The sequence below is a fragment of the Haematospirillum jordaniae genome (genome assembly GCF_001611975.1).
GTDB classification, from domain to species: domain Bacteria; phylum Pseudomonadota; class Alphaproteobacteria; order Rhodospirillales; family Rhodospirillaceae; genus Haematospirillum; species Haematospirillum jordaniae.
On the sequence record NZ_CP014525.1, the window covers coordinates 1669309 to 1694294 of the forward strand.

Annotated in this window: 25 protein-coding genes and 2 tRNA genes; 18 read left to right on the forward strand and 9 right to left on the reverse strand. The window is 53.4% G+C overall.

The genetic code is table 11. The features are described 5' to 3' along the window. Nucleotide 1 precedes the first annotated feature (1 nt). Nucleotides 2-3097 carry an efflux RND transporter permease subunit gene (locus AY555_RS07845; protein ID WP_066135373.1) on the forward strand — a complete coding sequence of 1032 codons (3096 nt, stop codon included), beginning with the start codon at nt 2-4 and terminating at the stop codon, nt 3095-3097. 66 nt (nt 3098-3163) lie between these two features. On the opposite strand, the gene AY555_RS07850 is transcribed toward AY555_RS07845, so the two are convergent. Both AY555_RS07850 and rpsU read right to left on the reverse strand, forming a co-directional pair. After that, nucleotides 3164-3571, reverse strand: a complete 408-nt coding sequence (locus AY555_RS07850; RefSeq protein ID WP_066135375.1) for a c-type cytochrome — start codon at nt 3569-3571, stop codon at nt 3164-3166. 263 nt (nt 3572-3834) lie between these two features. Continuing rightward, nucleotides 3835-4038, reverse strand: coding sequence for a 30S ribosomal protein S21 (rpsU, locus tag AY555_RS07855; RefSeq protein WP_066135377.1), 204 nt, complete (start codon nt 4036-4038; stop codon nt 3835-3837). Between the two features lie 222 nt (nt 4039-4260). Here rpsU and def point away from each other — a divergent pair, with 222 nt between their 5' ends. Genes def through AY555_RS07875 form a run of 5 tightly spaced genes read left to right on the forward strand, consistent with a single transcriptional unit; the run spans nt 4261 to nt 7013 of the window. Then, nucleotides 4261-4785: a peptide deformylase gene (gene def, locus AY555_RS07860; RefSeq protein WP_066135379.1), complete on the forward strand. Its 525-nt coding sequence runs from the start codon at nt 4261-4263 to the stop codon at nt 4783-4785. A gap of 33 nt (nt 4786-4818) precedes the next feature. Further along, nucleotides 4819-5541 (forward strand): COQ9 family protein, encoded by a 723-nt coding sequence (locus AY555_RS07865; protein ID WP_066135381.1) that lies wholly within the window; start codon nt 4819-4821, stop codon nt 5539-5541. 30 nt (nt 5542-5571) lie between these two features. Next, entirely contained in the window at nt 5572-5871 is a 300-nt protein-coding gene (locus AY555_RS07870; RefSeq protein ID WP_066135383.1) for an SCP2 sterol-binding domain-containing protein, read from the forward strand. A gap of 51 nt (nt 5872-5922) precedes the next feature. Next, complete coding sequence (locus tag AY555_RS11805; RefSeq protein ID WP_156483338.1) at nt 5923-6105, forward strand: hypothetical protein; 183 nt, start codon at nt 5923-5925, stop codon at nt 6103-6105. Beyond that, nucleotides 6102-7013 (forward strand): LysR family transcriptional regulator, encoded by a 912-nt coding sequence (locus tag AY555_RS07875; protein WP_066135385.1) that lies wholly within the window; start codon nt 6102-6104, stop codon nt 7011-7013. The genes AY555_RS11805 and AY555_RS07875 overlap by 4 nt, the downstream gene beginning before the upstream one ends. 13 nt (nt 7014-7026) lie before the next feature. Here the strand turns inward: AY555_RS07875 and dusA are convergent, their stop codons facing one another. Next, the gene (dusA, locus tag AY555_RS07880) at nt 7027-8043 is read right to left on the reverse strand and encodes a tRNA dihydrouridine(20/20a) synthase DusA (RefSeq protein ID WP_066135387.1); all 1017 of its coding nucleotides are present in this window, start codon (nt 8041-8043) and stop codon (nt 7027-7029) included. 434 nt (nt 8044-8477) lie between these two features. Here dusA and AY555_RS07885 point away from each other — a divergent pair, with 434 nt between their 5' ends. The 9 genes from AY555_RS07885 to AY555_RS07925 all read left to right on the forward strand — a co-directional run bounded on the left by AY555_RS07885 (nt 8478) and on the right by AY555_RS07925 (nt 12723). After that, complete coding sequence (locus tag AY555_RS07885; protein ID WP_066135389.1) at nt 8478-8903, forward strand: hypothetical protein; 426 nt, start codon at nt 8478-8480, stop codon at nt 8901-8903. 103 nt (nt 8904-9006) lie between these two features. Further along, nucleotides 9007-9384 (forward strand): flagellar basal body rod protein FlgC, encoded by a 378-nt coding sequence (locus AY555_RS07890; protein WP_066135391.1) that lies wholly within the window; start codon nt 9007-9009, stop codon nt 9382-9384. Between the two features lie 156 nt (nt 9385-9540). After that, on the forward strand, nt 9541-10125 hold the full coding sequence (locus AY555_RS07895) for a Panacea domain-containing protein (RefSeq protein ID WP_066135393.1): 585 nt from the start codon (nt 9541-9543) through the stop codon (nt 10123-10125). A 192-nt stretch (nt 10126-10317) separates the two neighbouring features. Further along, complete coding sequence (locus AY555_RS07900; RefSeq protein WP_156483389.1) at nt 10318-10737, forward strand: DUF192 domain-containing protein; 420 nt, start codon at nt 10318-10320, stop codon at nt 10735-10737. A 212-nt stretch (nt 10738-10949) separates the two neighbouring features. Then, a tRNA-Pro gene (locus AY555_RS07905) sits at nt 10950-11026 on the forward strand. Between the two features lie 57 nt (nt 11027-11083). Then, nucleotides 11084-11383, forward strand: a complete 300-nt coding sequence (locus tag AY555_RS07910) for an ETC complex I subunit (protein ID WP_066135397.1) — start codon at nt 11084-11086, stop codon at nt 11381-11383. 4 nt (nt 11384-11387) lie between these two features. Then, nucleotides 11388-11464 (forward strand) — tRNA-Arg (locus AY555_RS07915). Nucleotides 11465-11736: 272 nt separating this feature from the next. Beyond that, complete coding sequence (locus AY555_RS07920; RefSeq protein WP_066135399.1) at nt 11737-12030, forward strand: hypothetical protein; 294 nt, start codon at nt 11737-11739, stop codon at nt 12028-12030. 405 nt (nt 12031-12435) lie between these two features. Beyond that, complete coding sequence (locus AY555_RS07925; protein ID WP_066135401.1) at nt 12436-12723, forward strand: hypothetical protein; 288 nt, start codon at nt 12436-12438, stop codon at nt 12721-12723. Nucleotides 12724-12797: 74 nt separating this feature from the next. Here the strand turns inward: AY555_RS07925 and AY555_RS07930 are convergent, their stop codons facing one another. The 3 genes from AY555_RS07930 to AY555_RS07940 form a co-directional block, all read right to left on the reverse strand. Further along, the gene (locus tag AY555_RS07930; RefSeq protein ID WP_066135403.1) at nt 12798-13415 is read right to left on the reverse strand and encodes an NUDIX domain-containing protein; all 618 of its coding nucleotides are present in this window, start codon (nt 13413-13415) and stop codon (nt 12798-12800) included. Between the two features lie 19 nt (nt 13416-13434). Beyond that, on the reverse strand, nt 13435-14085 hold the full coding sequence (parA, locus tag AY555_RS07935) for a ParA family partition ATPase (protein WP_066135405.1): 651 nt from the start codon (nt 14083-14085) through the stop codon (nt 13435-13437). 312 nt (nt 14086-14397) lie between these two features. Next, nucleotides 14398-15450 carry an RluA family pseudouridine synthase gene (locus tag AY555_RS07940; protein ID WP_245176910.1) on the reverse strand — a complete coding sequence of 351 codons (1053 nt, stop codon included), beginning with the start codon at nt 15448-15450 and terminating at the stop codon, nt 14398-14400. Between the two features lie 52 nt (nt 15451-15502). Here AY555_RS07940 and AY555_RS07945 point away from each other — a divergent pair, with 52 nt between their 5' ends. Next, nucleotides 15503-15847, forward strand: a complete 345-nt coding sequence (locus AY555_RS07945) for a hypothetical protein (RefSeq protein WP_156483339.1) — start codon at nt 15503-15505, stop codon at nt 15845-15847. Between the two features lie 52 nt (nt 15848-15899). On the opposite strand, the gene AY555_RS07950 is transcribed toward AY555_RS07945, so the two are convergent. The 3 genes from AY555_RS07950 to AY555_RS07955 form a co-directional block, all read right to left on the reverse strand. Next, a complete protein-coding gene (locus AY555_RS07950; RefSeq protein ID WP_066135409.1) occupies nt 15900-17465 on the reverse strand; it encodes a DEAD/DEAH box helicase in 1566 nt (521 codons plus the stop codon). A gap of 117 nt (nt 17466-17582) precedes the next feature. Continuing rightward, the gene (locus AY555_RS11810; protein WP_156483340.1) at nt 17583-17738 is read right to left on the reverse strand and encodes a hypothetical protein; all 156 of its coding nucleotides are present in this window, start codon (nt 17736-17738) and stop codon (nt 17583-17585) included. Nucleotides 17739-17811: 73 nt separating this feature from the next. Then, nucleotides 17812-21312 carry an indolepyruvate ferredoxin oxidoreductase family protein gene (locus AY555_RS07955; RefSeq protein WP_066135411.1) on the reverse strand — a complete coding sequence of 1167 codons (3501 nt, stop codon included), beginning with the start codon at nt 21310-21312 and terminating at the stop codon, nt 17812-17814. A 425-nt stretch (nt 21313-21737) separates the two neighbouring features. Here AY555_RS07955 and AY555_RS07960 point away from each other — a divergent pair, with 425 nt between their 5' ends. Together AY555_RS07960 and AY555_RS07965 are read left to right on the forward strand one after the other, a co-directional pair. Then, nucleotides 21738-22163: a hypothetical protein gene (locus AY555_RS07960; RefSeq protein WP_066135413.1), complete on the forward strand. Its 426-nt coding sequence runs from the start codon at nt 21738-21740 to the stop codon at nt 22161-22163. Nucleotides 22164-22279: 116 nt separating this feature from the next. After that, nucleotides 22280-24940, forward strand: a complete 2661-nt coding sequence (locus tag AY555_RS07965; protein WP_066135415.1) for a glycosyltransferase family 2 protein — start codon at nt 22280-22282, stop codon at nt 24938-24940. The last annotated feature ends 46 nt before the right edge of the window (nt 24941-24986 follow it).

The window sequence follows — 24986 nt, forward strand, 5'->3', positions numbered from 1 at the left end:
GATGCGGTTCACCGATATTTTTCTTCGCAGGCCTGTTTTATCAATCGTCGTCAGCTTCATCATTCTTCTTCTTGGTATTCGTTCCCTGGACAGTATGCAGGTACGGCAATATCCGGAGTTGTCCAACACGGTTATCGAGGTCACAACAGCATACCCGGGTGCAGATGCGCGTCTGATGCAAGGTTTCATCGGTGATCCCATTCAGGCGGCCCTAGCTCGTGTTGATGGTGTTGATTATATCACATCAAGCAGTTATGCCGGTTCTAGCCTTGTAACAGCGTATATCCGCCTGAATCATGACCCGAATGCGGCTATGACCGAAGCCATGGCCCAAGTCTCGGCAGCGCGTTCTGAGCTTCCTTCTGAAGCGGAGGAGCCCGTTGTCAGGAAGAAGGCAGGCTCCGGTGTGTCCAGCCTGTATATGGCATTTTCTAGCACGGTCCTGAATCGGGCCCAGATTACCGATTATGTCAGCCGTGTTGTCAGGCCTCAGTTGTCTATTATTCCTGGCGTCGCATCGGTTACCTTGCTGGGGGCCCAGAAGATATCGGTCCGGATTTGGTTGAATCCTCAGCTGATGGCGCTGAACCAACTGACGGCCGAGCAAATTTATGATGTTTTGAAGCGCAATAACCTGCAGGTCGCGGCCGGTTCCCTGCGTGGATATACAGATTCGATGACCATCCGCGCCGAAACCAGTGTCAGCGACGTGAATGCTGTCGAAAACCTGGTTATCAAAACAACAGAGAATGGCGTTGTGCGTCTGGCAGACCTTGCCAAGGTTACGATTGGCCCGGAACAGTCAGACGTGACGGTTCTGTCCAATGGCCAAAAAGCGCTGTTTGTATCAATTGATGCCACGCCGGACGCCAATCCGTTGACCGTTGTCCGGGATGTCCGTGCGGCCTTGCCGCGTATACGGGAGAATCTTCCCGCCTCGATTCACCTTGATGTAAATTACGATTCAACAATTTTTATACAAGAGTCCATTCGAGAGGTTCTGAAAACCCTGATTGAGGCTGTGATCATTGTCATCTGTGTTATCTTTGTGTTTATGGGATCTCCGCGCTCGGTTGTCATACCGATTGTGACCATTCCACTGTCTCTGATCGGTGTCTGTACGCTGATGTTGGCAATGGGCTTTTCCATCAACCTGATGACCCTTCTGGCATTTGTTCTGGCTATTGGGCTGGTTGTGGATGACGCCATTGTTGTGGTGGAGAACGTGCATCGGCACATAGAAGAGGGCAAGTCGCCCTTTCATGCTGCCATTGTCGGTGCCCGTGAGATTGCGGTGCCCGTTATTTCCATGACGATTACGCTGGCAGCGGTTTACGCGCCAATGGCATTTCTGGGGGGATTGACGGGTGCGCTGTTCAAGGAGTTCGCGTTGACATTGGCAGGGTCTGTCCTGGTGTCCGGTGTTATTGCGCTGACATTGTCGCCAATGATGTGCGCTCATTTGCTGAAGGCCCATGATGACAGCCGGATTGCACAGCTGATTGATGCTTGGTTTTCCCGTCTTTCAGCGCGTTATGAGCACTTGCTGTCTGAGTCTATCCGTCATTGGCGTTATGTCTTGATTGTGGCGACGGTTGTTCTTCTCAGCCTTCCTCTTTTGTTTAAGCTGGCAAGTTCGGAGCTTGCCCCGCCTGAGGATCAGGGTATTGCCTTGGTCGAGCTGACGGGCCCTACGGATGCCAATCCGGAGTATATGGATGTCTATGCTGAACAAGTTGGTGGGATTTTTGATTCTGTTCGCGAGAAAGATACCTATTTCTTCATTGTTGGTGCGGAGGCTGTGTCCGATGGTTTTGCTGGCGTTATACTCAAGCCTTGGGGTGAGCGTCAGCGTTCCGAGAAGCAGGTTGTTGAGGAGGTTGGCCGGAATCTGAAGCAGGTTGTTGGCTTGAGAGGATCTGCATTTTCCTTGCCACCTTTGCCCGGGTTTGGGGGAATGCCGGTGCAGTTTGTCATATCGACCACGGCAGACTACGATTCACTGATGGGTGTGTTGCAGGAGTTCGGCGATGCAGCCCGGAAAAGTGGTTATTTCATCTTCCATAAATTTGATCTGCAGTACGACAGGCCAGAGGTCAAGGTAACGGTGGATCGTGATCGGGCGGGGCTCTATGGCGTATCTATGCAGGATATTGGTATGGCCTTGGGCGGTGTTTATGGTGGTAACCATGTCAACCGCATCGATATAGAGGGCAAGGCCTATAAAGTCATTCCCAAGTCAGAGCGACAGTTCCGCTTAGATCCTGCTGCGATTGGAACAGTGTACGTACGTGGTACATCTGAGCAGCTGATCCCGCTATCCAGCCTTGTGCGTACAGAGATCGTGACGGAGCCCAATGTGCTCAGGCAGTTCAATCAGTTGAATTCTGCCACTTTCCAAGCCGTGCCCATGCCCGGTGTGGCGATGGGTGATATTGTCCACTTTCTTCGTGATACAGCCCAGCGCCTGTTACCTACCGGTTATACTTTTGACTATGCGGGCCCGACGCGCCAGTTTGTGACCGAGGGTAGCGCTCTTATGCTGACCTTCGCATTTGCGCTGGTCATTATTTACCTTGTTCTTGCTGCCCAATATGAAAGCTTCCGTGATCCCCTAGTTATCATGGTGACGGTTCCGCTGGCCATGGTTGGGGCTATGGCGCCTTTAGCTATTGGACTGGTCTCACTGAATATTTACACTCAGGTTGGTCTGATTACGCTGATCGGCCTCATTACAAAGCACGGTATTCTTATTTGCGAAGTTGCTCGTGAAGAGCAGATTTATGGGGGAAAAGACCGTACGGAGGCTGTTGCACATGCTGCATCTTTACGATTGCGTCCTATTCTGATGACTACAGCGGCCATGGTTGCAGGCGCTTTTCCTCTGACGCTTGCTTCCGGTGCCGGTGCAGGAAGCCGGCATTCTATTGGTGTTGTGATTGTTTCTGGTCTCTTGATCGGGACTCTCTTTACGCTTTTTGTTCTTCCTGTCGTCTATAGCTTCTTGGGTGATGATCACCGCGAGAAGCATAAGCACGCTTCCGAGAGAGATCGTGCGGCGGGACTTGAAGCAGCTGTTCCTAGCAATGATTCATAGTTCGTTTGGGGTAACAAAAAAGCCCCCCAACGATGGGGGGCTTGGGGTGTTTCATATGAGATAATTTTACTTGAGGCTTTCCAGATACAAGATAACAGCAGCCCGCTCATCGGCCTTGGGCAGCTTGAAGGTCATCTTGGAGCGAACCTTAGCATCCCCGGTTTTTTGTTCCAGAAATTTGGAAGGATCCGTGAGATAGGTGTCGAGCTCGGTCTTGTCCCAGGCAAAACCTTTTGCTGCGGCATCGGTCAGGCCTGTTGAATAGGCGTAGCCCGTAGCCTTGGCTGGCCCCCGGGTTGTTATTCCAAACAGGTTGGGACCAACCTTGTGTGCGCCGCCCTTGTCAAAGCTGTGGCAGGCTGCACAGCGGCTTTTGGCGATTTTCTCGCCAGCGGCAAGATCTTGGGCCATGACTGACCCGGACACAAAAAGAAGACCAGCTACAAGGCTGGTTACAGATACTCGGAATATCATTGCGCTCTCCTTGGCACCCCTGATGTATCCTGCAGCACAGATAAGCCTACGCTCTCTCTCCGCGTGTAAGCCATTTGCGCAGGATGACCGCATTGTAGCTGCAAGGCGCTTATAAATCTACCCCACCTTGTTTCTTCCATATATAGGGTCGAGAGGGGTTTGCATCTTGCTTTTCAGGTATGGAAAACCCCGCCTAGACACTGTCTTGGCGGGGTTTCAGGTACTCAAGGAGGCCGTTTGGGACAAACGGATCGACCTTGGGCTTAGAAGCCGTCGCGCTCGAGGCGCTTACGCTCCAGCTTCCGCGTACGGCGGATGGCCTCAGCCTTCTCGCGGGCCTTCCTCTCGGAACGCTTCTCAAAACTGCGCCGGAGCTTCATTTCACGGAAAACTCCTTCGCGCTGCATCTTTTTCTTCAGAGCCTTGAGAGCCTGATCGACGTTGTTGTCACGAACTAGAACCTGCACTTGACGTCACCTCCTTCCGCAGGAAATCGTGTGTTTTGCCCTGTAGAACAGGGCAAAAGAAACAGGAACACTTGCTTGTGACAAGGTGTTCCTGCACGGTGTTCTAGCACGCTATTGTGCGCGGGAAAACAAAATAATAGGGCAGAATCCTGCGGTATCCCACTACACGCCATGATATGGTGTATGCCTTGGTAAGAATCCGCGACGGTCAAAGGGTAGGGCATGCCAATACTGAAAATAGCCCGCATGGGTCACCCTGTCTTGCAGAAACCCGCGCGTGCCGTTGAAGACCCAAAGAGCGAAGAGGTCGCGCGGATTGTTGAATCCATGATTGAGACCATGGAGGATGCCGGTGGTGTAGGGCTGGCAGCTCCCCAGGTTCATATTCCCTTGAGAATTATTGTATTTCATGTCCCGGAAAAGCGTTCGGGTAGCGCAGGGATTCCATTGACCGTGCTGATCAACCCCGAGCTTGAACCGGTCGGCAGCGAACGTGTCGAGGGTGTGGAAGCTTGCCTGTCACTTCCCGGACTTGCCGGAACAGTGCCTCGTTGGAAGAGCGTCCGGTACCGGGGATTTGACCTTTCCGGTAACAGGTTAGATGAACTGGCCGAAGGTTTTCATGCCAGGGTTGTTCAGCATGAAATTGACCATCTGGATGGGATTCTTTATCCCATGAGGATGGAAAACATGGCAGCCTTTGGCTTTGTGGAAGAGCTTAGGAAAGTATCTGTTCCTGATGAATGAGAATGTATCAATGGTCTTGACCGAGGGGTTGTGATGGCAGGGCATGCTGGTAAAGCCGGGGCAAATCCGCAGGAAGAAAGTGCTGGGGCTGAGAGGCGATCCCGGCAGGACAGGCTTGTTCTTGCAGCCTTGGCCCATGTTCCGTTTGATGGATGGAGTGATCTTGCCCTAGAACGGGCGGCGCGCGATTGCGGTTTGCCGCCTGACGCGCCGGGGTATTTATTTCCGCGGGGCGTTATCGATGCCGTTGATCATTTTGCGTCCCTAGCGGACCGTCTCATGATTGAGGACATGCAGGGGGTATCTGATGAGGAGAAGTCCCGGGTTCAGGACAAACTTCATCGTGCTATCCGCATCCGTCTTGAGCGATGGAGTAGTTTCCGGGAGGCTGTGCGTAGGGGCTTGCTGCTTTATGCCTTGCCTTCCAATGTGCCGCGTGCAGTGGCTGCAACAGCGCGTACGGCAGATGCTGTCTGGCGTGCTGCAGGCGATTCCTCCCATGATTTCAACTGGTATACCAAGCGTGCTTCCATATCGGGTATTTATACAGCCACACTTCTGTATTGGCTTGATGACCCAAGTGATGGGTGCGAAAAAACATGGGACTTCCTGCACCGTAGCCTTGATGCTATGGGGCGTGCCATAAAGGCTAGGGCATCTTTGCAGAAGCGTTGTTCGGCGATAATGCCTGACTTTCCTAGCTTCTTATCTTCATTTGGATATCAAGCGGCAAGGCGTGGTTCGCGTCGTATGTAACGGGTGGGTTCTTTTGTACGGGGAACAGGCATGTCCATTGATGATGTTGAAGAGCGTGTTGGTTCCCTGCTTGGGGCAATCGGTACGTTGGGGGCAGTTGTCAAATTCGAGCTGAAGGATGAGGGGGTCTTGCGTATTGACGCGACATCTTCGCCTGCTGTTGTCAGCAGGGAGGATGGTCCAGCCGATACATCCATACGGATTTCATCAGATAACCTGTTGAAGCTCATGGATGGAAACATGGATCCTATGGTCGCGTTTGCCATGGGCAAGATCAAGGTAGAGGGATCCAAGGGGCTGGCCATGAAGCTGACCTCTCTTCTGAAGTAAAAATCCTGCGGCTGTTCCATGTGGCCTGTGTCAAGAAGCTCTGGAATATCAGTGGCTTTAGTTGTCCCTGTGGAATTGTGGCGGTTGTCCGTGTTCCTGATTTGCCGGGTTCCTGTTATTTTTGCTACCGTTGGTCTTGGGGCTGGACAGGAAAAAACCGTGAATTATCAGGCTGGCATTGGCAGTCTGTCTGCTGAAAGAGATAGAAAATCTATCTCGGGAGAGGCGCGGTGAAGCGGGAACTGCCATCGTTGAATGCGTTGCGGGCCTTTGAAGCGGCTGCTCGGCATTCCAGCTTTGTCGGTGCCGCCGAGGAGCTTGCTGTTACGCCCGCCGCTGTCAGTCATCAGATCCGTAGTCTTGAGGATCATTTCGGAGCATCGCTGTTCCAGCGTCATCACAGGGCAGTTGAATTGACCCCGGTTGGACGTCGGCTTTTACCAGGGCTGACCGATGCATTTGATCGCCTTACGATGGCTGTCAATGATGCGCGCCCCCGACCTGATAGCCCTGTGACCGTTTCTGTTGCGTCACCGTTCGCCGCTAAGTGGCTTGCGCCAAGGTTGGAGGGGTTCTTCTCCTGTCATCCGGACATTCCTGTTCAGGTTCAGCCCGATATGAAGGGGGAGCCTAGCGAAAGTACCAATGCTGATCTTGCTGTATTCTTGGCAGATCCGGATGGCCAAGGTGTTGGCCGATTGTTTGAGGACCAGCTCTTTCCCGTGTGCGCTCCCGTTCTGCGTATGTCTCTGAAGGCTCCGGCCAATCTGTCGATGCAGACGATCCTGCATGACAGCTCTGCCCGTGAGCTTGATGCGGCGGGTTGGAGTTCTTGGTTGCGTGCCGTTGGGATGCATGGTTTTTGCGGGGCAAGGGAGCAATACATGGACCATGGGGCACTTGTGATGGACGCAGCCCTGCATGGCCTTGGTGTGGCTTTGGCCAGGGGTGCCTTTGTAGCCTCCGAGCTGCGAACGGGTACGCTAGTGCGTCCGTTCGATGTCTCTGTCAGCAGTGGCCGCCCGTGGTGCTTGCTTTCAAACCCGGATACGGCATCGGCCCCGGGGGTTATGGCATTCCGGAACTGGTTGCTGGCAGAAGCGAGCACCTTTCGGTCGGCAAACCCACGGCTTGTGCACTGAAAGATTCAGTGTGTCAGATGGCTTCTGACACAGCCTTTTCCGTTGATGTGCGTATAATGTCTATGGAACGTTCCCAGACATCCAGCCCTGCATCACGGCTTGATGTATTCTCGCTCAGATAGCGGCGCCAGGTGCGCGCACCGTGCATGCCATGAAAGAGCCCCAGAACGTGCCGGGTCATGTGGTGGAGCGGAACGCCGCGTGCTAGGTGTTCCTTGATGTGAGGGGTGAACCGCTCCAACACCTGTATGCGATCAGGTCTTTGTAAGGCGGCGTCGCCAGTCAAAAGCGAATCTGCCTCTGACAGGATCCATGGCGTTTGGTAGGCGGCACGGCCTATCATACAGCCATCCAGAATGCCCAGATGGGGGCGGCATTCATCGATAGATCCCAGCCCACCGTTCAACACAATCTGGAGTTCAGGAAACTCTTTCTTGATACGATGCACGACGTCATGTCGCAGGGGAGGTACTTCCCGGTTTTGTTTTGGCGAAAGGCCATTCAGCCATGCTTTTCTGGCATGAATGATAAACGTACGACATGTGCCGCCGGCAACCGTTTCAATGAAACGGCACAGTTCGTCATAGCTGTCGGTCTGGTCAATTCCGATGCGGTGTTTGACCGTAACAGGCTTGTCCGTTTCCTCTTGCATGGCATTCAGGCAATCCCGAACCAGCAGGGGGGTTGCCATCAGGCAAGCCCCGAAGCGCCCGGATGAAACCCGATCCGAGGGGCAACCGACATTCAAGTTGATCTCGTCATACCCCCATTGATCGGCAATTTTTGTACACCGAGCCAGATCAGCGGGATCAGAGCCGCCAAGCTGAAGGGCCAAGGGGTGTTCTTGCGGATCAAAGTCCAAGAACCTGTGTTTGTCCCCATACAAAACGGCCCCTGTCACGACCATTTCCGTGTAAAGGCGTGTGTACTTCGTAATCCCGCGCAAGAAGACCCGGTCGTGACGATCCGTCCAGTCCATCATCGGGGCGACAGACAGCCTGAGATCAGGCCATGTATGTTGTTTGCTCATGTTCCGGTTTAAAGCAGAAAAATGACATTCCGACAACCATGCTTGCCAAGGCTTGACGGGCAGGTCTGTTATGTGCAGATTTATGAGAACAAAAAGAGAACACGGTGTCAGGAATGCGATTTCAGCACTACGCAGCAGACTTTATTGGATTGGCCGCCCTTTTTGCCATGATCTACCTTTGGTCACTCTTTGCCTCTGTTCTTTATGTCCCATTCTGATGGTCAGTCGCAAATAACGGTATCTAAGTGACGCGCCTTGATAGAGAATTTGACAGATTATTTGTTTGATGTAGAATGATTATAGAACATAGCGTGTACAGGGCGTGCCGATTCCCCTGTGCTTCGGCTGCTTCTTCCGCATGTTTTTTGGCTTTTGATTTGCTTCCTCCCGGTGGGGCGGGGGCATTTCGTGCAGAACGTAAGGATCTCTCTGGTATGGTCGCCAAAGTTGGACAAGGGCAACAAGCTCTTCCGGTCTCGTCTTCGTCGAGGCTTGCCGGTGGCTACCCTGTGTCTTCGGCGCAAAGCTTCAGCCAAGTTGCCAGTCTGCAGCAAGGCCGGGGTGTCGGTCCAGAGGATGAGTCCCTTCATTTTGCCGACACGTGGGACGATCTACAGGGGCGCCAGCCTGCGCAGCAAGAGTCTGATGGGGCCGGGCGCTGGTCCGGTGTTCATTTTGGTGGTGTTCTGACGACGTCTGCGGTATCGGGTTTCCTTGTTTCTTGGCGTTCCCGTAATGATGTACAGATGCAGAATGTTTCGACCAAAGATGGAGCCTTTTTCTACGACGCAGTTGTGAAGGTCCTGTCATCGGGGGGCGTTCAGCGGCAGGTTGGAGCCAATTACAGCCGCCTTTTCTAGGGCTGAAGGCTGGTCCCTTTTCCCCATACCGCAATGTTCATGGTCATGCATATGATGTGGTGCGCCAGCGTACTGGCTTAGCGTTGTCTTTGGGGGTTGGCCTATGTCGGACATCAGCAGTATCGCGGCATCGGGAATGAAAGCGGCCAGCATCAAGGCTGCGGTTGAGGCGACCAATATTGCCAATATCCGCAGTGGTGCAGCAATGCCCGAGCCCGGGAAAAGCTACGATGGTTATGTTGCCCAGGAAGCTGTTTTTACCAGCCAGCCTGGATCTGGTGTTGTTGCTGGTGTACGCCCTGTGACGCCGGCTTTTGTTGCAACCCCGGGAGCTGGAGGGGTTGCGCAGGCGGCCCCTAACGTTGACCTAGCCTCCAGCATTCTTTCTCTGAAGACTGCCGAAACGGCCTATAAGGCAAGTGCGTCGTTGTTGGATTCTGAGAGGGAACAGGATCGCACCCTTCTTGATACGGTTGCGTGATGTTCGCCTTATCAGCTACCTTGTTTCATTGTGATGTTGTTTTTGTTACGGCGCGGGTACCGGATATTTTGTGTTGTGGATGTAACATTCACGATGCCGTGAGTGTAGCGGATGTGACGTTCCCGGGTCGTTCCCTGAGTGCTTAAACGGGGTCTTATGTCTTCTTTGTCTCAGAAACCCCCCGCATGTGACAGTGTTTTTGATGTTGCCTTTTGGTTCTTGGATCGGGCCCTAGAGGATGGGGAGTATCTCCAGCCCCAGAAGATGCAGCGTCTCCTGTACCTGTCCCAGGCCTATTACGGCGTGCTCTCCCGTGGGCAGAGGCTGATTCCTTGCCTTTTCCTAGCAACGGTTCTGGGGCCTGTTGAGCCAACAAGCTGGCGTATTTTTGAGGGAGGTCGTCCTTCCTTGGCTCCCCACCCATTACCGGATGATATTCAGCACTTCCTGAACAGTATATGGCGGCGCTTTGGATCCCATGGTGCCGATTATCTAGCCCGGATGATTATGGCCCAGCCACCCTTTCAAGATGCTGTTGCTATAGGTAAGCGGTGTGAGATCTCACTTGAGTCCATGGTGGCTTATTATGGGCGCAGCGTATCATCAGCCAGTCATAACGAAGGGGGAGGGGCGCCCGCCCTGGATCAGGTTGTGCGGCCAAAGGTTCTGCGTTCCCATAAAGGAAAGCCGGTTAGCGTAACCTCCTGGGTCCCCAGGAAGCGTCTGGACCAAGGGCAATAATTGCCTTGCTTCGGTAGGAGGTACTGCTTGTCGAATTTGTGTTTCCGGTCTGGATCAGGGGGCACTGCGAGGCGGATTGTTTTGCGCTGTTCTGGTCTGATCTTGTTCTGTTTTGTCAGCATGTTGATTGCAGACATATGCCATGCCACGGGTGTTTCAGGAGATGGTGTTCAGTTAGGGGGAGATGCAGAGATGCCCTATGTTCCCTTGTATATTTCAAGCGGGGACCAGAGGCACCGGTTCGACGTGCAGGTTGCTGACACCCCAGCTCGCCAAGCCATCGGTTTGATGTTTCGTCGTGAACTTGCCCCTTCACGGGGGATGCTGTTTGATTTCTCGCCGGGGCGCGTTGTTCGTATGTGGATGAAAAATACACTCGTTCCCTTGGATATGGTTTTTACTGATCGGGGAGGCCATATCCTCTGGATTGAGGATATGGCCAAGCCGGGCTCCCTTGTTCCCCGTGGCCCTTCTGTGCCTGTTTTTGCTGTTCTTGAGCTTGCCGGGGGCACGTGTTCGCGGTTGGGTATTCGCGTTGGCGATAAGCTTTCGCATGATCTCTTTAATAAAGCTGCCCCTGTGCAGCCGGAAGCGTCTGTACGGGAAAATTAGGGACTGTTTCCGCTGTTTGTTCCTAGAACAGGTGTACCCTTTGGGTTTGCAGACTGGTGTAGGGGAATGACGAAGGACTAGGCCGGAAAGTTGCCCTTTGGGGGCTGTCGGGTTGTTTTCTTTTCTTTCCGTCGGTTGTCGGCCCAAAGTGTTAAGATAGTTCTTGCACTGTTGTGCGATTCGCCTTAGTTTCCCGGCCTGCCTTGGCAGGTCGGGGCGTAGCTCAGTCTGGTAGAGTGCTTGCTTTGGGAGCAAGATGCCGGGGGTTCGAATCCTCTCGCCCCGACCAACAAGGCCCGTATGGTGCGGGATCTTGGTTCATGGTTTCAGTGTTTGTGAGGTTGTTATGCCGATAAACGCCCGAATCTACAGACCAGCAAAGAATGCGATGCAATCCGGTTACGGTAACAGCCGGGGCTGGATTCTTGAGTTTGAGTCAGAGGCTCCCGTTGTTCACGATGCCCTTATGGGATGGAGTGGATCATCCGATACAAGAAAGCAGGTTCGCTTGCGTTTCGTTGATCGCGATTCTGCCATTGCCTATGCCCGCAAGAATGGCTTTGTTGTGCGGGTGGATGAGCCAAGGGAACGGAATATAAAGCCAAAGTCCTATGCTGATAACTTTGCTTTTGGCAAGGTTGGCTGACTGGGCGTCCTTAGCTCAGCTGGATAGAGCAGCCGCCTTCTAAGCGGCCGGTCGGAGGTTCGAATCCTCCAGGGCGCGCCAAGACAGATAGACACCGCTCCAGAGTATGGAGGGTGTCTATTTTTTATATTCATCGCTATTAAATCAATCTTAGATCATGTTCGCCGGTTCCTTCGTACTAGGACCGGTCTGAATCCGCATAGTTCTTATGTTCTGCGGGCCTTTTGCCTGTCTGGCGCGCTATGGAGGGGACGTGCAATGTGAGGGAAGCAGAGGGCCAGCTGAAGAGGAACGGCCACCCGCTGCCAAGCCATGGGGGAGAACTTTTCTGCTCTTTTCGGGGAGTTAAGGCCATGGCCAAGATCGTTACGCATGACTCGTTCCGTATTTTGAAAGCTTGTCGCAGCATTGAGGAGGCCAATGTGGGCATTATCAGCCAAGTAGAGCGTATGCACGCTGATGCCTCGCGCGTTAAAGGCCGTCTGGGAGAAGCTGAAAGCGCACTCCGGGATGTTGTGGAGCAATTCCGCAAGGCGCAGGATCGTTTGCGGGATTCTTACCAGAATCACCTCCAGACGATGAAGCTGGTTGATGAAGTGATGAAAGCTAGCCCGGTCTTTGCCGAGCTACGTAATTCAGGGAAATAATGCAGTTACAGGGCGCGGCCGCCCATTACGGGCGGCCGAGGGGAGCGGTGTCTTAATGAATTTGGTATCCAGAGGGGCCTCTTGGGTCCCTTTTTTGTTCCTCGGCATGTAGTTCTACGGCCTATTCCTGATCACCCTAGAAGCCTTTTAGGGTTAATGCCCTGATAGGGTCATTTTCAGATCTTGATCCCCATTGCCTGTTATTTTTGTTGTGCACCGCACAAAATAATGCCAATATCGCAATTGTCAGACTGTGGAGTAAAGGATCCATCTGTCTGGAAGGGAACAGTTATAAATGCTCTGCATCGTCATTGTGCGCTGCATGATCGGGCGTTGACGGGTGCGCCGTCGCTTTCCGTATGGACGTATGGAGAGCCAAGCGACTGTTTATGAGGGGAGGTTTGTATGTCTGCTACTCCAACAGCCAGTCATGCGTGGAACCTGTTTTCTTTAACCATGGAGAATCGCTTTGGCAGTGCTTGGCGCGGCTTGGTGGAGCCGGACTCTGTTGTGGCCTTGGCTGAGGAGATAGCCGTTGGCTTCGGCGGTATGGTTTCTCCTGTCGATGCAGCTGGTCAGGAGCCGGACCCACATGATGCCACGCTGTGGCGCTTTCCAGATGGGTCGTGCGTGGCAACGGGTGCTTTTGGCTTGCGTCGTGAGATCCCGCTTCCTCGTCAGGTGGTGTGCTAACTTGCCCCGGGCATAGGGCTTGTGTGGATGGGAAGGGCATTATTCACGCCGTTGCCTCATTCTGCGCGTGGCCATTACGCTCTCTCCAGCTTGTCTCGTGTGGCTTGGTAATTCAGTAGCAGCCACTGTAAGGCGATGAGTGTGGTGCCGTTGCTGATGGTGGTGTCACGCAGCATATTCCGTATCGATGTAATGGGGTGCACAACAACCCGTATATCTTCGCCTTCATTGGCTAATCCGTGTGTGCCCACCGCCTTCGTTGAATCCACGGCACCGCACCAAAGGCTGATGGTTTCAGTGCAAATACCCGGTGTTGTGAACCATGTCTGGATATGGAAGAGCCCCTTTGGCACAAGGCCTGTTTCTTCTGTGCACTCACGCAGGCATACGTCTTCCAGCGTTTCACCTTCTTCAATGACGCCGGCGACAATTTCCAGAAGCCAAGGATTTTTGATGCCGGCAATATGGGGAGGAGCCCGGAATTGCTCGATCAGTACAACGGCGTCAGCCCGTGGATCGTAGAGCAGGACGGCGATAGCATGTTTGTGTTCTATAACATCGCGCACCAGAACAGGGCTTGTTTCTCCGGAAAACAACTCGTGACGCAAGTGGTATCGGTTGACCTTAGTGTATGCACGTAGAAGAGGCTCTTTCTCCAGTATTTCAACCTTTGACGGATACGACTCTGACATTGGTACTCCATTATTTCAGCTATACTTTTTTGGTTGAAGCGGACAGGTGGGATAGAATTTCCCGAGCCAGGGCCGATATTTCACGGGCGGCAAGGCTGCGTCGGGCTGTTTCCATCACGCCCTTGCCTTCCATCATGGACGAGGCAAAGGCAACGCGGTTACCCAAGCGGTTCTTCGATACGACGACCGGAAGGCGGTTCAGAATGTCTGCTATTTTGTCAGACAGCTGGCCTTTTGGCGGAACGCGGTTCAGGACCAGAAGAACGGGGGTTTTCTCGCGGGCTGCAATGTCAATGGTAGGCTCAATGGCCCATAGATCCATGGGGCTGGGTTGTACGGGCAGAATAACCAGAGATGCGTTTCGGATCACGATACGGACCTCGGATTCTGCATGGGGAGGGCTGTCTATCAGGACAATATCATGTGTTTGGCACAGCACTTCCAGCTCGCTGCCCAAGCGCCAGCCGGGGACGGCAAGCAGAGTAAAGTCCCCTGCTGCGTTTGATGCTTCACGTGCACTATGCCACGCTGACAGGCTCCCCTGAGGATCAATATCCACCAGTGCAACTTTGCGCCCTTTCTGTCGCCATGCGACAGCAAGCTGGGCTGTTAGGGTGGTTTTCCCGGATCCGCCCTTCTGCTGTGCGACGGTGATTATCTTGCCGGTCATCTTGGGCTCCCTATTGCACCGTGGGAGAACGGCGCTGCGTGGCGCTGTTCATTTAACGAATGCGCACGCAAGCATTGTAGCATGATGATAATGCACCACAACGGCAAGAATAATTGTGGATATGAAAGGTTAAGAATGGAAGAGAAAGAGTATTGTATAAAGGCGTAATAATTTCATTCTTTTTTTGTTATAAAAAAGTATTGTATATTATATTTATTGGCATGATTTTGTAATAAATTTGTTGCGATACTGTTATGTATACTCTGCTGTTCTGGTTTTTCTGATTAGTGACCCTAAATGCAGTGGGTAACTTCAAAAGAAGTTTGCATCACCCCCCAAGGCTACTAGCAATGCCTGCATATCCGCTGGAAGTGTGGCTTCAAAGCGCATGAATACCCCGGTTGTCGGGTGTTCGAAGCCCAAGGTTCTGGCATGCAGGGCTTGTCGACGAAAGTTGGTAACGGCTGCCCGGGCATTTTCGTCATCTTTTCCTATAGAGCGCGGTGAACCATAGACAGGATCACCAATCAGGGGGTGATCAACCGCATTCATATGAACTCTGATCTGGTGCGTTCGCCCTGTAGCTAAACGACACTCCACCAAAGCTGCCCGTTCATTGCACAAACGGGTCAGTGTCCGATAGTGTGTCAGGGCTGGTTTCCCGCCCTGTCGGACGATTGCCATCTTCTGCCGGTTGTGCCCGCTGCGCCCGATATTGCCTGTAATGTCACCTGATGCTGGCGTTGGGACGCCCCATACAAGAGCACGGTATGTGCGCTCGATTGTTCGTGAAGAAAACTGCTTGGCCAGATGATGATGGGCTTGGTCGTGTTTCGCGACAACGATGAGGCCTGATGTGTCCTTGTCCAAGCGGTGTACGATCCCAGGGCGGCGTATGCCACCGATTCCGGAAAGGCTTTCCCCGCAATGATACAGTAGGGCGTTAACCAGCGTGCCGTCCGGTACACCAGCGCCGGGGTGCACAACCATTCCTGCGACTTTGTTGATTACAACCAGATGGTCATCCTCAAATGCTATGGCTAGGGGGATATCTTGTGGAACAGGAATGGCAGGTGCAGTCTCTGGAACCGCCACGGTCACGGACTGGCCGTGTTTGACCCGCAGGGATGGGTCCGTTATGGTCTGGCTGTTTACCTGAATCTGCCCCTCCAGAATCAGGGACTTGATCCGGGAGCGCGACAGGTCCAGATGTGATGCAGCCAGCCAGCGGTCCAGTCGCTCCCCCGCGTCTTCCAGTGCTACAAGAAGTGTTGTTGGGCTTGTTTCAAGCTCTTCGTTGCACATATCTTCATCTTCATACGAAGAGAGTTCGGGGGAATTGGGGTGGCGTGGTGGTTGGGTCACAGTCAGGCCCTGCAATGGGTTTGCATCAATGAGGGTTGGAGATAGCAGTATTATGAGGGCATTGAAAGTCTTGGTCCTGGCAATGGGCCTGTTCATCCTGTTGGGCGTTGCCCTTCTGGCTTACGGGTTGCTTGCCGGGGTTGGGAAACAGGAACAGCACGCTGAAAAAGCTGGCGAGCTGCTGCAAATCCCTGTGGCTTCAGGGCCCGGTTTTGGAACAGTCAGTCTGGATGAAGGGCCAGAAGCGGTTCTTATGCAGGCCACTCTTGCTGGCTCTGTCCTGCTCGTTCGTGTTGGCGGCGGCGGAGCCGATCGCTTGCACGTCATAGATACGTCTTCAGGGCGGCGATTGGGAAAAATTGTTCTGCGTGCAGACCATACAACTGCGCCTGAATAAGATGAGAGAGGAGAAGTCTGGGATTGCCGGACTTCTCCTCTGTATTCAATGATCAGGCAGGCTTACGGTTCTGGAAGCGGCGTTCCATGTTGCTGCGTCCACCAAACCCGCGCTTCTGGCCGAACTCGCGGTCAGGGCCGCGCCGTTCACCGCCAGAGCGATCATCCGCATGAAAGCTGCGTCTTTCGCCCTGCCGGAATGGTTTGCCGGCGCGGTATCCGTCCTGTGCCTGCTGTCCTTCACGTGGTGGCCTTCTGCCGCCTTCTCCTTGCGTAGTCTCGTTCCGGCGTGACGAGAAATGCTGCCCGTCATCCCGTGTGCGACCAGAGAAGGAGGCATTGCGGTCGTCGCGGTCGCGTCCGGGGCGTGTACGTTCACCGCCCGGTTTTCCAGGATGGCGTCCGCCGCCCGGGCGACCACCGCCACCCCCGCGCTTGGGAGGGGCAACGTAGCGTCCGCTGGCATAAAGGCTTGCTATGTCTGTATTGTGGAATGCGTGCTCCAGTTCCATCGGAACCTGCATCCGGATAGCTTTTTCGATAGACCGTAGATAAGCAATTTCCTCGTTGTCACAGAAGGACAGGGCAATGCCGCCTGCGCCTGCGCGTGCAGTGCGTCCGATCCGGTGTACATAGCTTTCGGGTTCGTTCGGCAGTTCATAGTTGATGACGTGGGTTATGCCATCAACGTCGATGCCGCGGGCTGCAATATCGGTTGCGACCAACGCACGAACAATACCCTTGCGGAAGCCATTCAGCGCTTTCTGACGTGCACCTTGGGATTTGTCACCGTGTAGGGCATCGGCTCTGATGCCCTGTTCGCTCAGGTGCTCAACAACCCGGTTGGCACCGTGCTTGGTGCGTGTAAAGACAATGGCCCGGCTGACTTCATTGCTGTTGAGCAGGTCTGTAAGGAGATCGCGCTTGTCACCGCGATGCACGAACAGGACACGCTGTTCTATTCTTTCTGCTGTCGTGGACTGTGGCGCCACTTCAACACGCACGCTTTCCCGCAGGTAATCTGTGGTTAGTTCCTCTACGGCCCGTGGCATTGTGGCCGAGAACAGCAGCGTTTGACGATTGGGCGGCAGGTCTCGGAACAGGCGTTTGACGTCATGGATGAAGCCCATGTCAAGCATGCGGTCTGCTTCGTCCAGAACAACAATTTCTGTTCCGTTCAGGCGAATTGTGCCCTGATTGACATGGTCAAGAAGGCGACCGGGAGTTGCCACAAGAACATCAACGCCATTGTTCATGAATCGTACTTGGGGGCCCATGCCAACGCCGCCGAACACCACGGCCCGCTTCAGGCGCATGAAGCGGGAATAGGCAGCCAAGGAGTCCCCGATTTGCACGGCCAATTCGCGCGTTGGGGTCAAGATCAGTGCCCGAGCTGTTCGTGGGGCAGGGCGCATAGGGTTGCAGCCCAGGCGATGCAGGATGGGCAGGGTAAAAGCAGCGGTCTTTCCGGTTCCCGTTTGCGCGAGGCCAAGAACATCACGTCCTTCCAAGGCAGGAGGAATGGCTTTTCCCTGAATGGGAGTTGGTATGGAGTAGCCTTCTTCTTCCAGCGCTTTCAGCAGTCGCGGGTCAAGGCCAAGATCAGAAAATGGGGTCATGGTCGACGGAATTCTTTCAAAACAGGCCGCGCCCTGTCCGCATGCTCATGGCAGAAGGGGGAATGGCCACATAAAAGGGCGCCCCTGGGGCACGCAACCAGCGGGAGGAGAGGGAATTCAAGGCATATCGACGGCCGCCGCTTTGAAGCGGTATGCACATCTGCGCACAATCGCAAAGAATTCCTTGGCAATCACTGCCAAGCCGCCGAGGTGTAGCAGGCTAACAAAGTTTTTGCAATCCTTGATACGGGACAGGCCATTATTTCCGTTCATTAAGGCCCTTCTGGATCTCCAAGAGGCATCCGGAAGGGCCTTCTAAGCATCCCTAGGGTGTTCCGCTATTGCCTTATCGCCCTTTGCCTGTCTCCCGGATCTTCCAGATCAGGGACCGCCACTGTTCACGTGCTTTTTCAATGCTTTTTTCCTTGATATGGCCAAAACCCCGTATTCGCTCCGGAACGGAGGCTATCTCCACGGCAAGATGAAGAGCGTCAGGATGCAGGGAGGTACAGACTTCACGAATATGATGGCGGTATTCAGAAATCAGGGCTCTTTCTGTCCGACGTTCCTTGGTGTAGCCAAAAGGATCAAGCCATGACCCGCGCAGCATCTTCAGGCGGGCGAGGATGTTAAAAACAGCGAAAATCCATGGCCCGAATTCGTATTTGCGGGGCTTGCTTCCCGGACGATTCAGCCAAGCTAGGAGCGGAGGGGCCAAGTGAACGGATACTCTGGCGCTATCTCCGAATGTCTGGCGAAGGCGTTCACGGAATGTGTGGTCTGTATAGAGTCTTGCAACCTCATACTCATCTTTGTAGCTCATGAGTTTTGCTAGGTTGCGGGCCGTAGCCAGCGTCAGTTCCCTTTTATCTGAAATCTGTGCTTCCTGTTTCTCTACCTGCTCCACAAAAGAACAATACTCCTCTGCCCATTTCTCATTTTGCCAATCGGTCAGATGGCGGGTTGCGTTGGCGATGACCGTATCTAGGTCATCTGTATCCTGTTGAGGTTTTCTTCCCCGGTTGGCCACGGACTGGACATAGTCTGGGTCAATGGCAGCTAGGCGACCCCACGCTAAAGCGCGGCGGTTGGCATCTATTGCGACGCCATTGAGCATAATTGCCCGGTCCAGAGCTTCTAGGCTGACGGGGACAAGGCCCTTCTGGACAGCAAAGCCAAGCAGGAAAATATTGGCCATGATGCTGTCGCCCGTCAGGGCTGTCGCCAACTGACCTGCGTTAAGCCGCTGTACATATCCGGCCCCGACACAGGCTTCAAGGATGGACAGGAGACGGTCGCCCTGTACGCTGAAATCTGGATCACGTGTGAAAGATCCGGTCTGGATTTCCAAGGTATTGCAAATAACCTGACTGTACCCGGGACGCAGGGTTCCCAGAGAGTCCGGACTGGTCGCCACAACCATGTCGCAGGCCAACAGGACATCGGCTTGCTCTCTGTCTATACGTGCTTGGTTCAGGGCATCGGGTATCGAGGCAATGCGCACGTGGCTGAGAACGCTCCCCCCCTTTTGCGCAAAGCCCATAAAGTCCAGAACGCTGGCCCCTTTGCCTTCAAGGTGGGCTGCCATGCACAGCAACGCCCCGATTGTCACAACGCCTGTTCCCCCGACGCCGGTGACCAGAATTTCCCATGGTTTCTCAAGGACAGAGGGGCGGTGGGGTACCGGCAGGTTTGCAAGCCTTGCTGCCAGATCCGGTGTCTCGTCCACGCCCTTGGGCTTGCGCAGTTCAGCGCCGCGGATACTGACAAAGCTGGGGCAGAATCCATCGACGCACAGAAAATCCTTGTTACAGGACGATTGGTCGACCTGCCTTTTGCGTCCGGCAGGTGTTTCTACAGGTTGAAGGGACAGGCAATTAGACTGTACACCGCAGTCGCCACACCCCTCGCAGACAGCTTCGTTAATCATCAGTCGTCTTGGTGGATCGGCCAGAAGACCCCGCTTGCGCTTGCGTCGTTTTTCTGCGGCGCACATCTGATCATAGACCAGTACACTTACGCCCCGGTGTGTTGCAAGTTCCCGCTGTACTTGGTTGATATCGCGGCGATGATGGATCGTGACGCCCGGTGCAAAGTTCAGGGTGCGTGGATATTTATCCGGATCATCTGTGACAACCGCAATGCGCCGTACGCCTTCGGCATGAACCAGCCGTGTGATCTGGTCAACGGTCAGATTGCCATCGTGAGGTTGCCCCCCGGTCATGGCAACAGCATCATTGAACAGAATTTTGTAGGTCAGGGTTGTTCCTGCGGCAACAGCCTGTCTGAGGGCCAAGCTGCCGGAGTGAAAAAAGGTACCATCGCCAATATTCTGGAAGACATGAGTACGCAGGCTGAACGGAGCTTGCCCCACCCAGTTCGCACCTTCTCCTCCCATCTGGGTTAGGCCGCCGGTATTCCGGTCCATCCAGCTGGCCATGAAGTGACAACCAATTCCGGCAAAGGCTTTTGCGCCCTCTGGAATCAGTGTCGAGGAGCTGTGCGGGCAGCCAGAACAAAAGTATGGAATTCGACGGATTTCGGACGGTGACTGGCCAGAGCCTGGCGGGGGAGCGATTGTGGCAAGCTTGCCGTTCAGCTGTTCAAGAAGATCAGGAATGTGATGGCCAAGTCGTTGAACAAGGATCGGAGCAATGCGCGATGGCCTTAACTCACCCGATGAGGGGAGAAGGTTTTGCCCTGCACCATCTGTTTTTCCTGTGATCAGGGGGGCATTTCTGTACCCGTACAGGATTGATTTAACCTGTTCTTCAACAAAACTATGCTTTTCTTCAACAACAAGAATTTCACGCAGTCCATGCGCAAAGCGTCGTATTGATTCCGGCTCCAGTGGCCATGTCAGTCCAGGGCACAGAATACGAATGCCGCGCTGTTGAAGATCGTCTATTCCCAGCCCCAGGCGCATCAGGGATTCTTTCAGGTCCGTAAAGGCCTTGCCGGTGGCGATAATGCCAAATACGGCTTGGTCCTGATTGCCAAGGTATCGGTTCAGGGCAGGATTGGCCCGTGCAAAGGCCAGAACAGCTTCTTTTTTGGCAAACTGTCTTTCTTCTAGGCCGGGGCCCGGCATGTCGGGCCAGCGGTAGTGCAGTCCTCCGGGGGGAGCTATAAAATCATCCGGTCTGTAGATGTGCAGATGGTGTGGATTGATATCGACGGAACAGGCGCTTTCCACAGTCTCGGAAATAGCCTTGAAGCCAACCCAGGTCCCGCTGAAGCGGGAGAGGGCCCACCCGTACAGGCCAAATTCCAGGTAGTCCGCTATATTGGCCGGGTGCAAGACCGGTACGTTCCATGATGCAAAGGTCTGCTCGGACTGGAAAGGCATGGATGAGCTGACAGCGCCGTGGTCATCTCCGACCACCAGAAGAACACCCCCGTTTGGGGATGAGCCATACGCCGATCCTATCCTTATGGCATCGCCGGACCGGTCAAGGCCGGGGCCTTTGCCATACCACAGTGAAAAGACGCCCTTGACCCGACCTTCACCACTGCTTTCAACCTGCTGCGTTCCAAGAATGGCAGTGGCTGCCAATTCTTCGTTCACTGCAGGCTGGAAATGGATGCCTGAGGCCAGAAGCAGATTGCGGGCTTGCCAGAGTGCTTGGTCGTATCCTCCCAATGGGCTGCCGCGATACCCTGAGATAAAGCCCTCGGTTTGCAGGCCGGCTTGTAGATCTCGTCTTTTTTGCATCAGGACTAGGCGCACCAAGGCCTGGGTTCCGGTTAGCCACACGCGCCCTTCCGTGCGGTTATAGCGATCTTCAAGCGTGTATTCATGATCAAGTCCGCCAGCGCAGACCTCGGGGCCGGGGTTGTAGGTCATTTCATCCCTCGTGTTATCGTCCCTGTAACGCTTGGAAATCCGTGCGTCCAAAGTCGAATGGTTTTTAATTGTATGCAGAAATCTATTCTATCTTGGGGCGAATAATCAACCTCTCCCCGTTCAGGCGGATTTGTATCCGGCTATGTGTTTTTCTCTCTCATCAGAGACATGCCGGGCATAAAGGTTTCCGATCTGCTTGGTGTGGGGATTTATTGTCTGACGTGCATCCCGGTTTGCAGGGAGTGCCCTGACAGTTTTGTACCGCATTCTGTTGTGAAACAGGAAAACCTATTAGTAACAGTGATTTATAGTGTATTGAGTTTTTGGGGATTTAGACTACCATGCAGCCTCGCCTGTTCGGTGCGGGGATGTTCGTTGGATCCTCTGGTGTGAGTAGGTGTTGCCTTGTTCAGGAATTCAGAAATATGAAAAAATCCCTGTGCGCTTTTGCCGTGTTTGTTTTTATTTGTGCTCTTGGCTTTTCCAGCCTTGGTTTTGCCCGTAACGCTGATGATTCAAGGGACAGCGCTGTCCCTGGGTCTTCGGTACAGGTCGCTGCCTCTGGTAAGGATGCGGCAAAGGGAGCACAGGCCCAGCGTGCGGCAAAAAAAGCACCGTCTCCCGCTGTATCTGGAGAGTGCGCTTGGATTGGCAAGAGAGTCTTGAGTCTTTTGTCCAGGGATGATGTAGATCAAGCCAACCGATTCATGAATTTTTATCGGTTGTTTGGTTGCAAGGAGAACCATATTGGGCCATCTTTTCGTTGTGTGATTTCTGATGCATCTGCGGGAGCCCTGAATGCAGAAGATATGGCTGCCCGGGTTGATCGTTGCTGGAACAGCCCTCTTTAGGTTTGATCTTTGCCCGGTCCGGCTACGCCGTACTGTGCTCTCATAATAGTGCTCGGCTTTCAGTGCCCCGGAACCTTCGTGCTGGTTTCGGGGCTTTTTCAGGGTAAGGGACTTTGGTGCGCGTTTTCTTTGCTGTCCTCGTTGCAGCCTTCGTACACTTCCTTGTCTGGCAAGGGGCCAACGTTACCGTTGTGCCTCCTGATATTGTTGGTGAGCAGGGATTTGACATGCCGATCAATTCCCTGTCTTTCAGCCCGTTTCGTCCGGGGGATGACCCTGTTGAAGGAACATCTGTCAGCATAGACCGCATCAGTCAGGATCTGGAGCTTCTGTCCCATTATACGCGGAATGTACGTCTGTATTCGTCTCGTCTCGGGTTGGAAAATGTTCCCGAGGTCGCACGGAATTATGCCATGTACGTTACAACAGCGGCGTGGCTGTCCGGTGATCTGGTTGAAGACCGGGCTGAGATAGAGCGGGCTATACGGCTTACCTCTGGCAACTGGAATGTACGCTCGCTGTATATTGGCAACGAGGCCCTGCTGCGGGCTGAAATTACAATTGACGAGTTGATAGCCTATCTGCGGGAGACGCGGGGACGTGTGAATGTTCCCGTTTCGACTGGTGAAACATGGGATGTATGGCTGAAATATCCGCAGCTTGTGCGTGAAGTTGACTTTATTGCAGCGCATTTGCTCCCGTACTGGGAAGGTGTGCCTTGGGATCAGGCTGTCAAGGTTGCGTATGAAAGACTGGATGCCCTGAAGCAGGCCTATCCAGGCAAGCGCATCATTGTTGCTGAATTTGGTTGGCCCAGCCAAGGCTACAACTTCAAAGCCGCCGATACGGGACGTCATGTGCAAGCCGAAGTTATTCGTGGCTTTATTCGTGAGGCGCATCGGCGTGGTGTGGAATACAATATCATTGAAGCTTTTGATCAGCCTTGGAAAGTCAATGAAGGTTCAGTTGGGGCTTATTGGGGCATTTTTGATTCCGCACGGAACCTGAAATTTCCTCTGGAAGGGCGTTTTGAGGTTCGGTATGACCGGGTCGCCGTGATCGCCTTGATCATCGGCGCATGCCTGACAATACTTGGCTTGCGTCGCCAAAGGCCAACCCTTCTGCATGCCCTTATCTATGCGCTTGCGGCCAACGGATTTGCGGCTGGTATTGCTTTGGCCGGGGCCTATCCCTTCACGAACTACATGAACTTTGGAACAGGGATCATGTGGTTCATGGGGGTGTTGATGGTTATTCCCCTCGCCATCATGACGTTGGCAAAGGTTAACGAGATTAGCGAGGTTTTGCTTGGTTTAAAGCCAAAACGGCTTGTTCGTGTAGGTCAGGTGCATGGCGATGATGCGTTTTGTCCTAAGGTTTCCATTCATGTGCCGGCTTATCGTGAAAACCCTACTTTGCTGATGCATACCCTGACCACGTGTGCCGACCTTGATTATCCAGACTTTGAGGTTCTGGTGATCATGAACAACACAACGGAATCTATGTATTGGAGACCGGTGGCGGATCATTGCGCATGTTTGAATCGCCAATTGGGTCGTGAAATATTCAAGTTTATTTATTTGCCACGCGTTACTGGATACAAGGCCGGCGCTATGACTATGGCCTATTCCTTTACAGCGCATGACGCTTCCATTATTGCGGTTATTGATGCTGATTATGCGGTTCATCCGCATTGGCTGAGAGATCTTTGCCCCTGTTTCAAAGACCCTGAAATTGCCTTGGTGCAGGCTCCCCAAGACCACAGGGATGCCCATGAGAGTCTCTTCAAGTCAATGATGAACTGGGAGTATGCCGGTTTTTTTGATATCGGCATGGTTCAACGTAATGAAGACAATGCCATTATTGCACATGGAACCATGTTAATGGTGCGGCGTGCGGCCTTTGACGAGGTTGGCGGCTGGTCTACAGATACTATTGTCGAAGATACCGAGCTGGGTCTCCGTTTGTTTGAAGCCGGGTACGAAGCGGCATACACAAATCGGCGATACGGCTGGGGGATGTTGCCTGACACTTTTGATGCCTTCAAAAAACAGCGCCATCGCTGGGCGTATGGTGCTGTGCAAATCATCAAAAAGCATCGCCGGCATATGATGCCGAACTCCAAGACACTGACACCACAGCAGCGGCGGCAGTTTATAGCAGGGTGGATCTTTTGGCTTTCTGATGCGCTTGGCGTTATGGTGGCCATGTTGAATCTTGTTTGGGTTCCCATGATCGTTTTTGTCGGCATGGTTCTTCCCATGATGTCCTTGACGATTCCTATACTGACCAGTTTTGCGATTAATATCCTCCACTGCTTTCTTCTTTATAGAAAGCGTGTAAGAGCGGCGGTGCCAGAAATTTTTGGAGCGGCTATTGCCGCTATGAGCTTGCAGCTTGTTGTCGGGCGTGCCGTGTATACCGGTCTTGTCAAGGACAATCTGCCCTTTATTCGTACGGAAAAGGGACGGAACAGCGATCAGGTATCTGCGCAGAGTCAGTCCCGGTTTCGTGATAGTCCGGTTTTTGGGGAAAGCATACTTGGGTGCTGTTTGCTTGTTGCAGCATCTGTTCTTTTTATCATGAATCCGCTTGATATTATGGAGCAGGATGTTTTTGCGGCAACCGTTGCTGTTCAGGCCATTCCATTCTTGTCGGCTGTTATTATGCGGTGGATTGAAAAGAAGGGTGCGGGTACACAAATTCCGCCCGTTGTAGATACTTTGAATCCTGCCGTTATTGCTGTGACCGAGGAGCGAGACGAGATGGTGGTGTAGTTAGTTGCTTCTGTGTAATCATTGTGCAATCTACTTGAGCGTATGA

Coding starts and splice junctions, on each gene's coding strand:
- AY555_RS07845 (WP_066135373.1), top strand. CDS start 2: ATGCGGTTCACCGATATTTTTCTTCGCAGGCCTGTTTTATCAATCGTC.
- AY555_RS07850 (WP_066135375.1), bottom strand. CDS start 3,571: ATGATATTCCGAGTATCTGTAACCAGCCTTGTAGCTGGTCTTCTTTTT.
- def (WP_066135379.1), top strand. CDS start 4,261: ATGCCAATACTGAAAATAGCCCGCATGGGTCACCCTGTCTTGCAGAAA.
- AY555_RS07865 (WP_066135381.1), top strand. CDS start 4,819: ATGGCAGGGCATGCTGGTAAAGCCGGGGCAAATCCGCAGGAAGAAAGT.
- AY555_RS07870 (WP_066135383.1), top strand. CDS start 5,572: ATGTCCATTGATGATGTTGAAGAGCGTGTTGGTTCCCTGCTTGGGGCA.
- dusA (WP_066135387.1), bottom strand. CDS start 8,043: ATGAGCAAACAACATACATGGCCTGATCTCAGGCTGTCTGTCGCCCCG.
- AY555_RS07885 (WP_066135389.1), top strand. CDS start 8,478: ATGGTCGCCAAAGTTGGACAAGGGCAACAAGCTCTTCCGGTCTCGTCT.
- AY555_RS07890 (WP_066135391.1), top strand. CDS start 9,007: ATGTCGGACATCAGCAGTATCGCGGCATCGGGAATGAAAGCGGCCAGC.
- AY555_RS07895 (WP_066135393.1), top strand. CDS start 9,541: ATGTCTTCTTTGTCTCAGAAACCCCCCGCATGTGACAGTGTTTTTGAT.
- AY555_RS07900 (WP_156483389.1), top strand. CDS start 10,318: ATGCCCTATGTTCCCTTGTATATTTCAAGCGGGGACCAGAGGCACCGG.
- AY555_RS07910 (WP_066135397.1), top strand. CDS start 11,084: ATGCCGATAAACGCCCGAATCTACAGACCAGCAAAGAATGCGATGCAA.
- AY555_RS07920 (WP_066135399.1), top strand. CDS start 11,737: ATGGCCAAGATCGTTACGCATGACTCGTTCCGTATTTTGAAAGCTTGT.
- AY555_RS07925 (WP_066135401.1), top strand. CDS start 12,436: ATGTCTGCTACTCCAACAGCCAGTCATGCGTGGAACCTGTTTTCTTTA.
- AY555_RS07930 (WP_066135403.1), bottom strand. CDS start 13,415: ATGTCAGAGTCGTATCCGTCAAAGGTTGAAATACTGGAGAAAGAGCCT.
- parA (WP_066135405.1), bottom strand. CDS start 14,085: ATGACCGGCAAGATAATCACCGTCGCACAGCAGAAGGGCGGATCCGGG.
- AY555_RS07945 (WP_156483339.1), top strand. CDS start 15,503: ATGAGGGCATTGAAAGTCTTGGTCCTGGCAATGGGCCTGTTCATCCTG.
- AY555_RS07950 (WP_066135409.1), bottom strand. CDS start 17,465: ATGACCCCATTTTCTGATCTTGGCCTTGACCCGCGACTGCTGAAAGCG.
- AY555_RS11810 (WP_156483340.1), bottom strand. CDS start 17,738: ATGAACGGAAATAATGGCCTGTCCCGTATCAAGGATTGCAAAAACTTT.
- AY555_RS07955 (WP_066135411.1), bottom strand. CDS start 21,312: ATGACCTACAACCCCGGCCCCGAGGTCTGCGCTGGCGGACTTGATCAT.
- AY555_RS07960 (WP_066135413.1), top strand. CDS start 21,738: ATGAAAAAATCCCTGTGCGCTTTTGCCGTGTTTGTTTTTATTTGTGCT.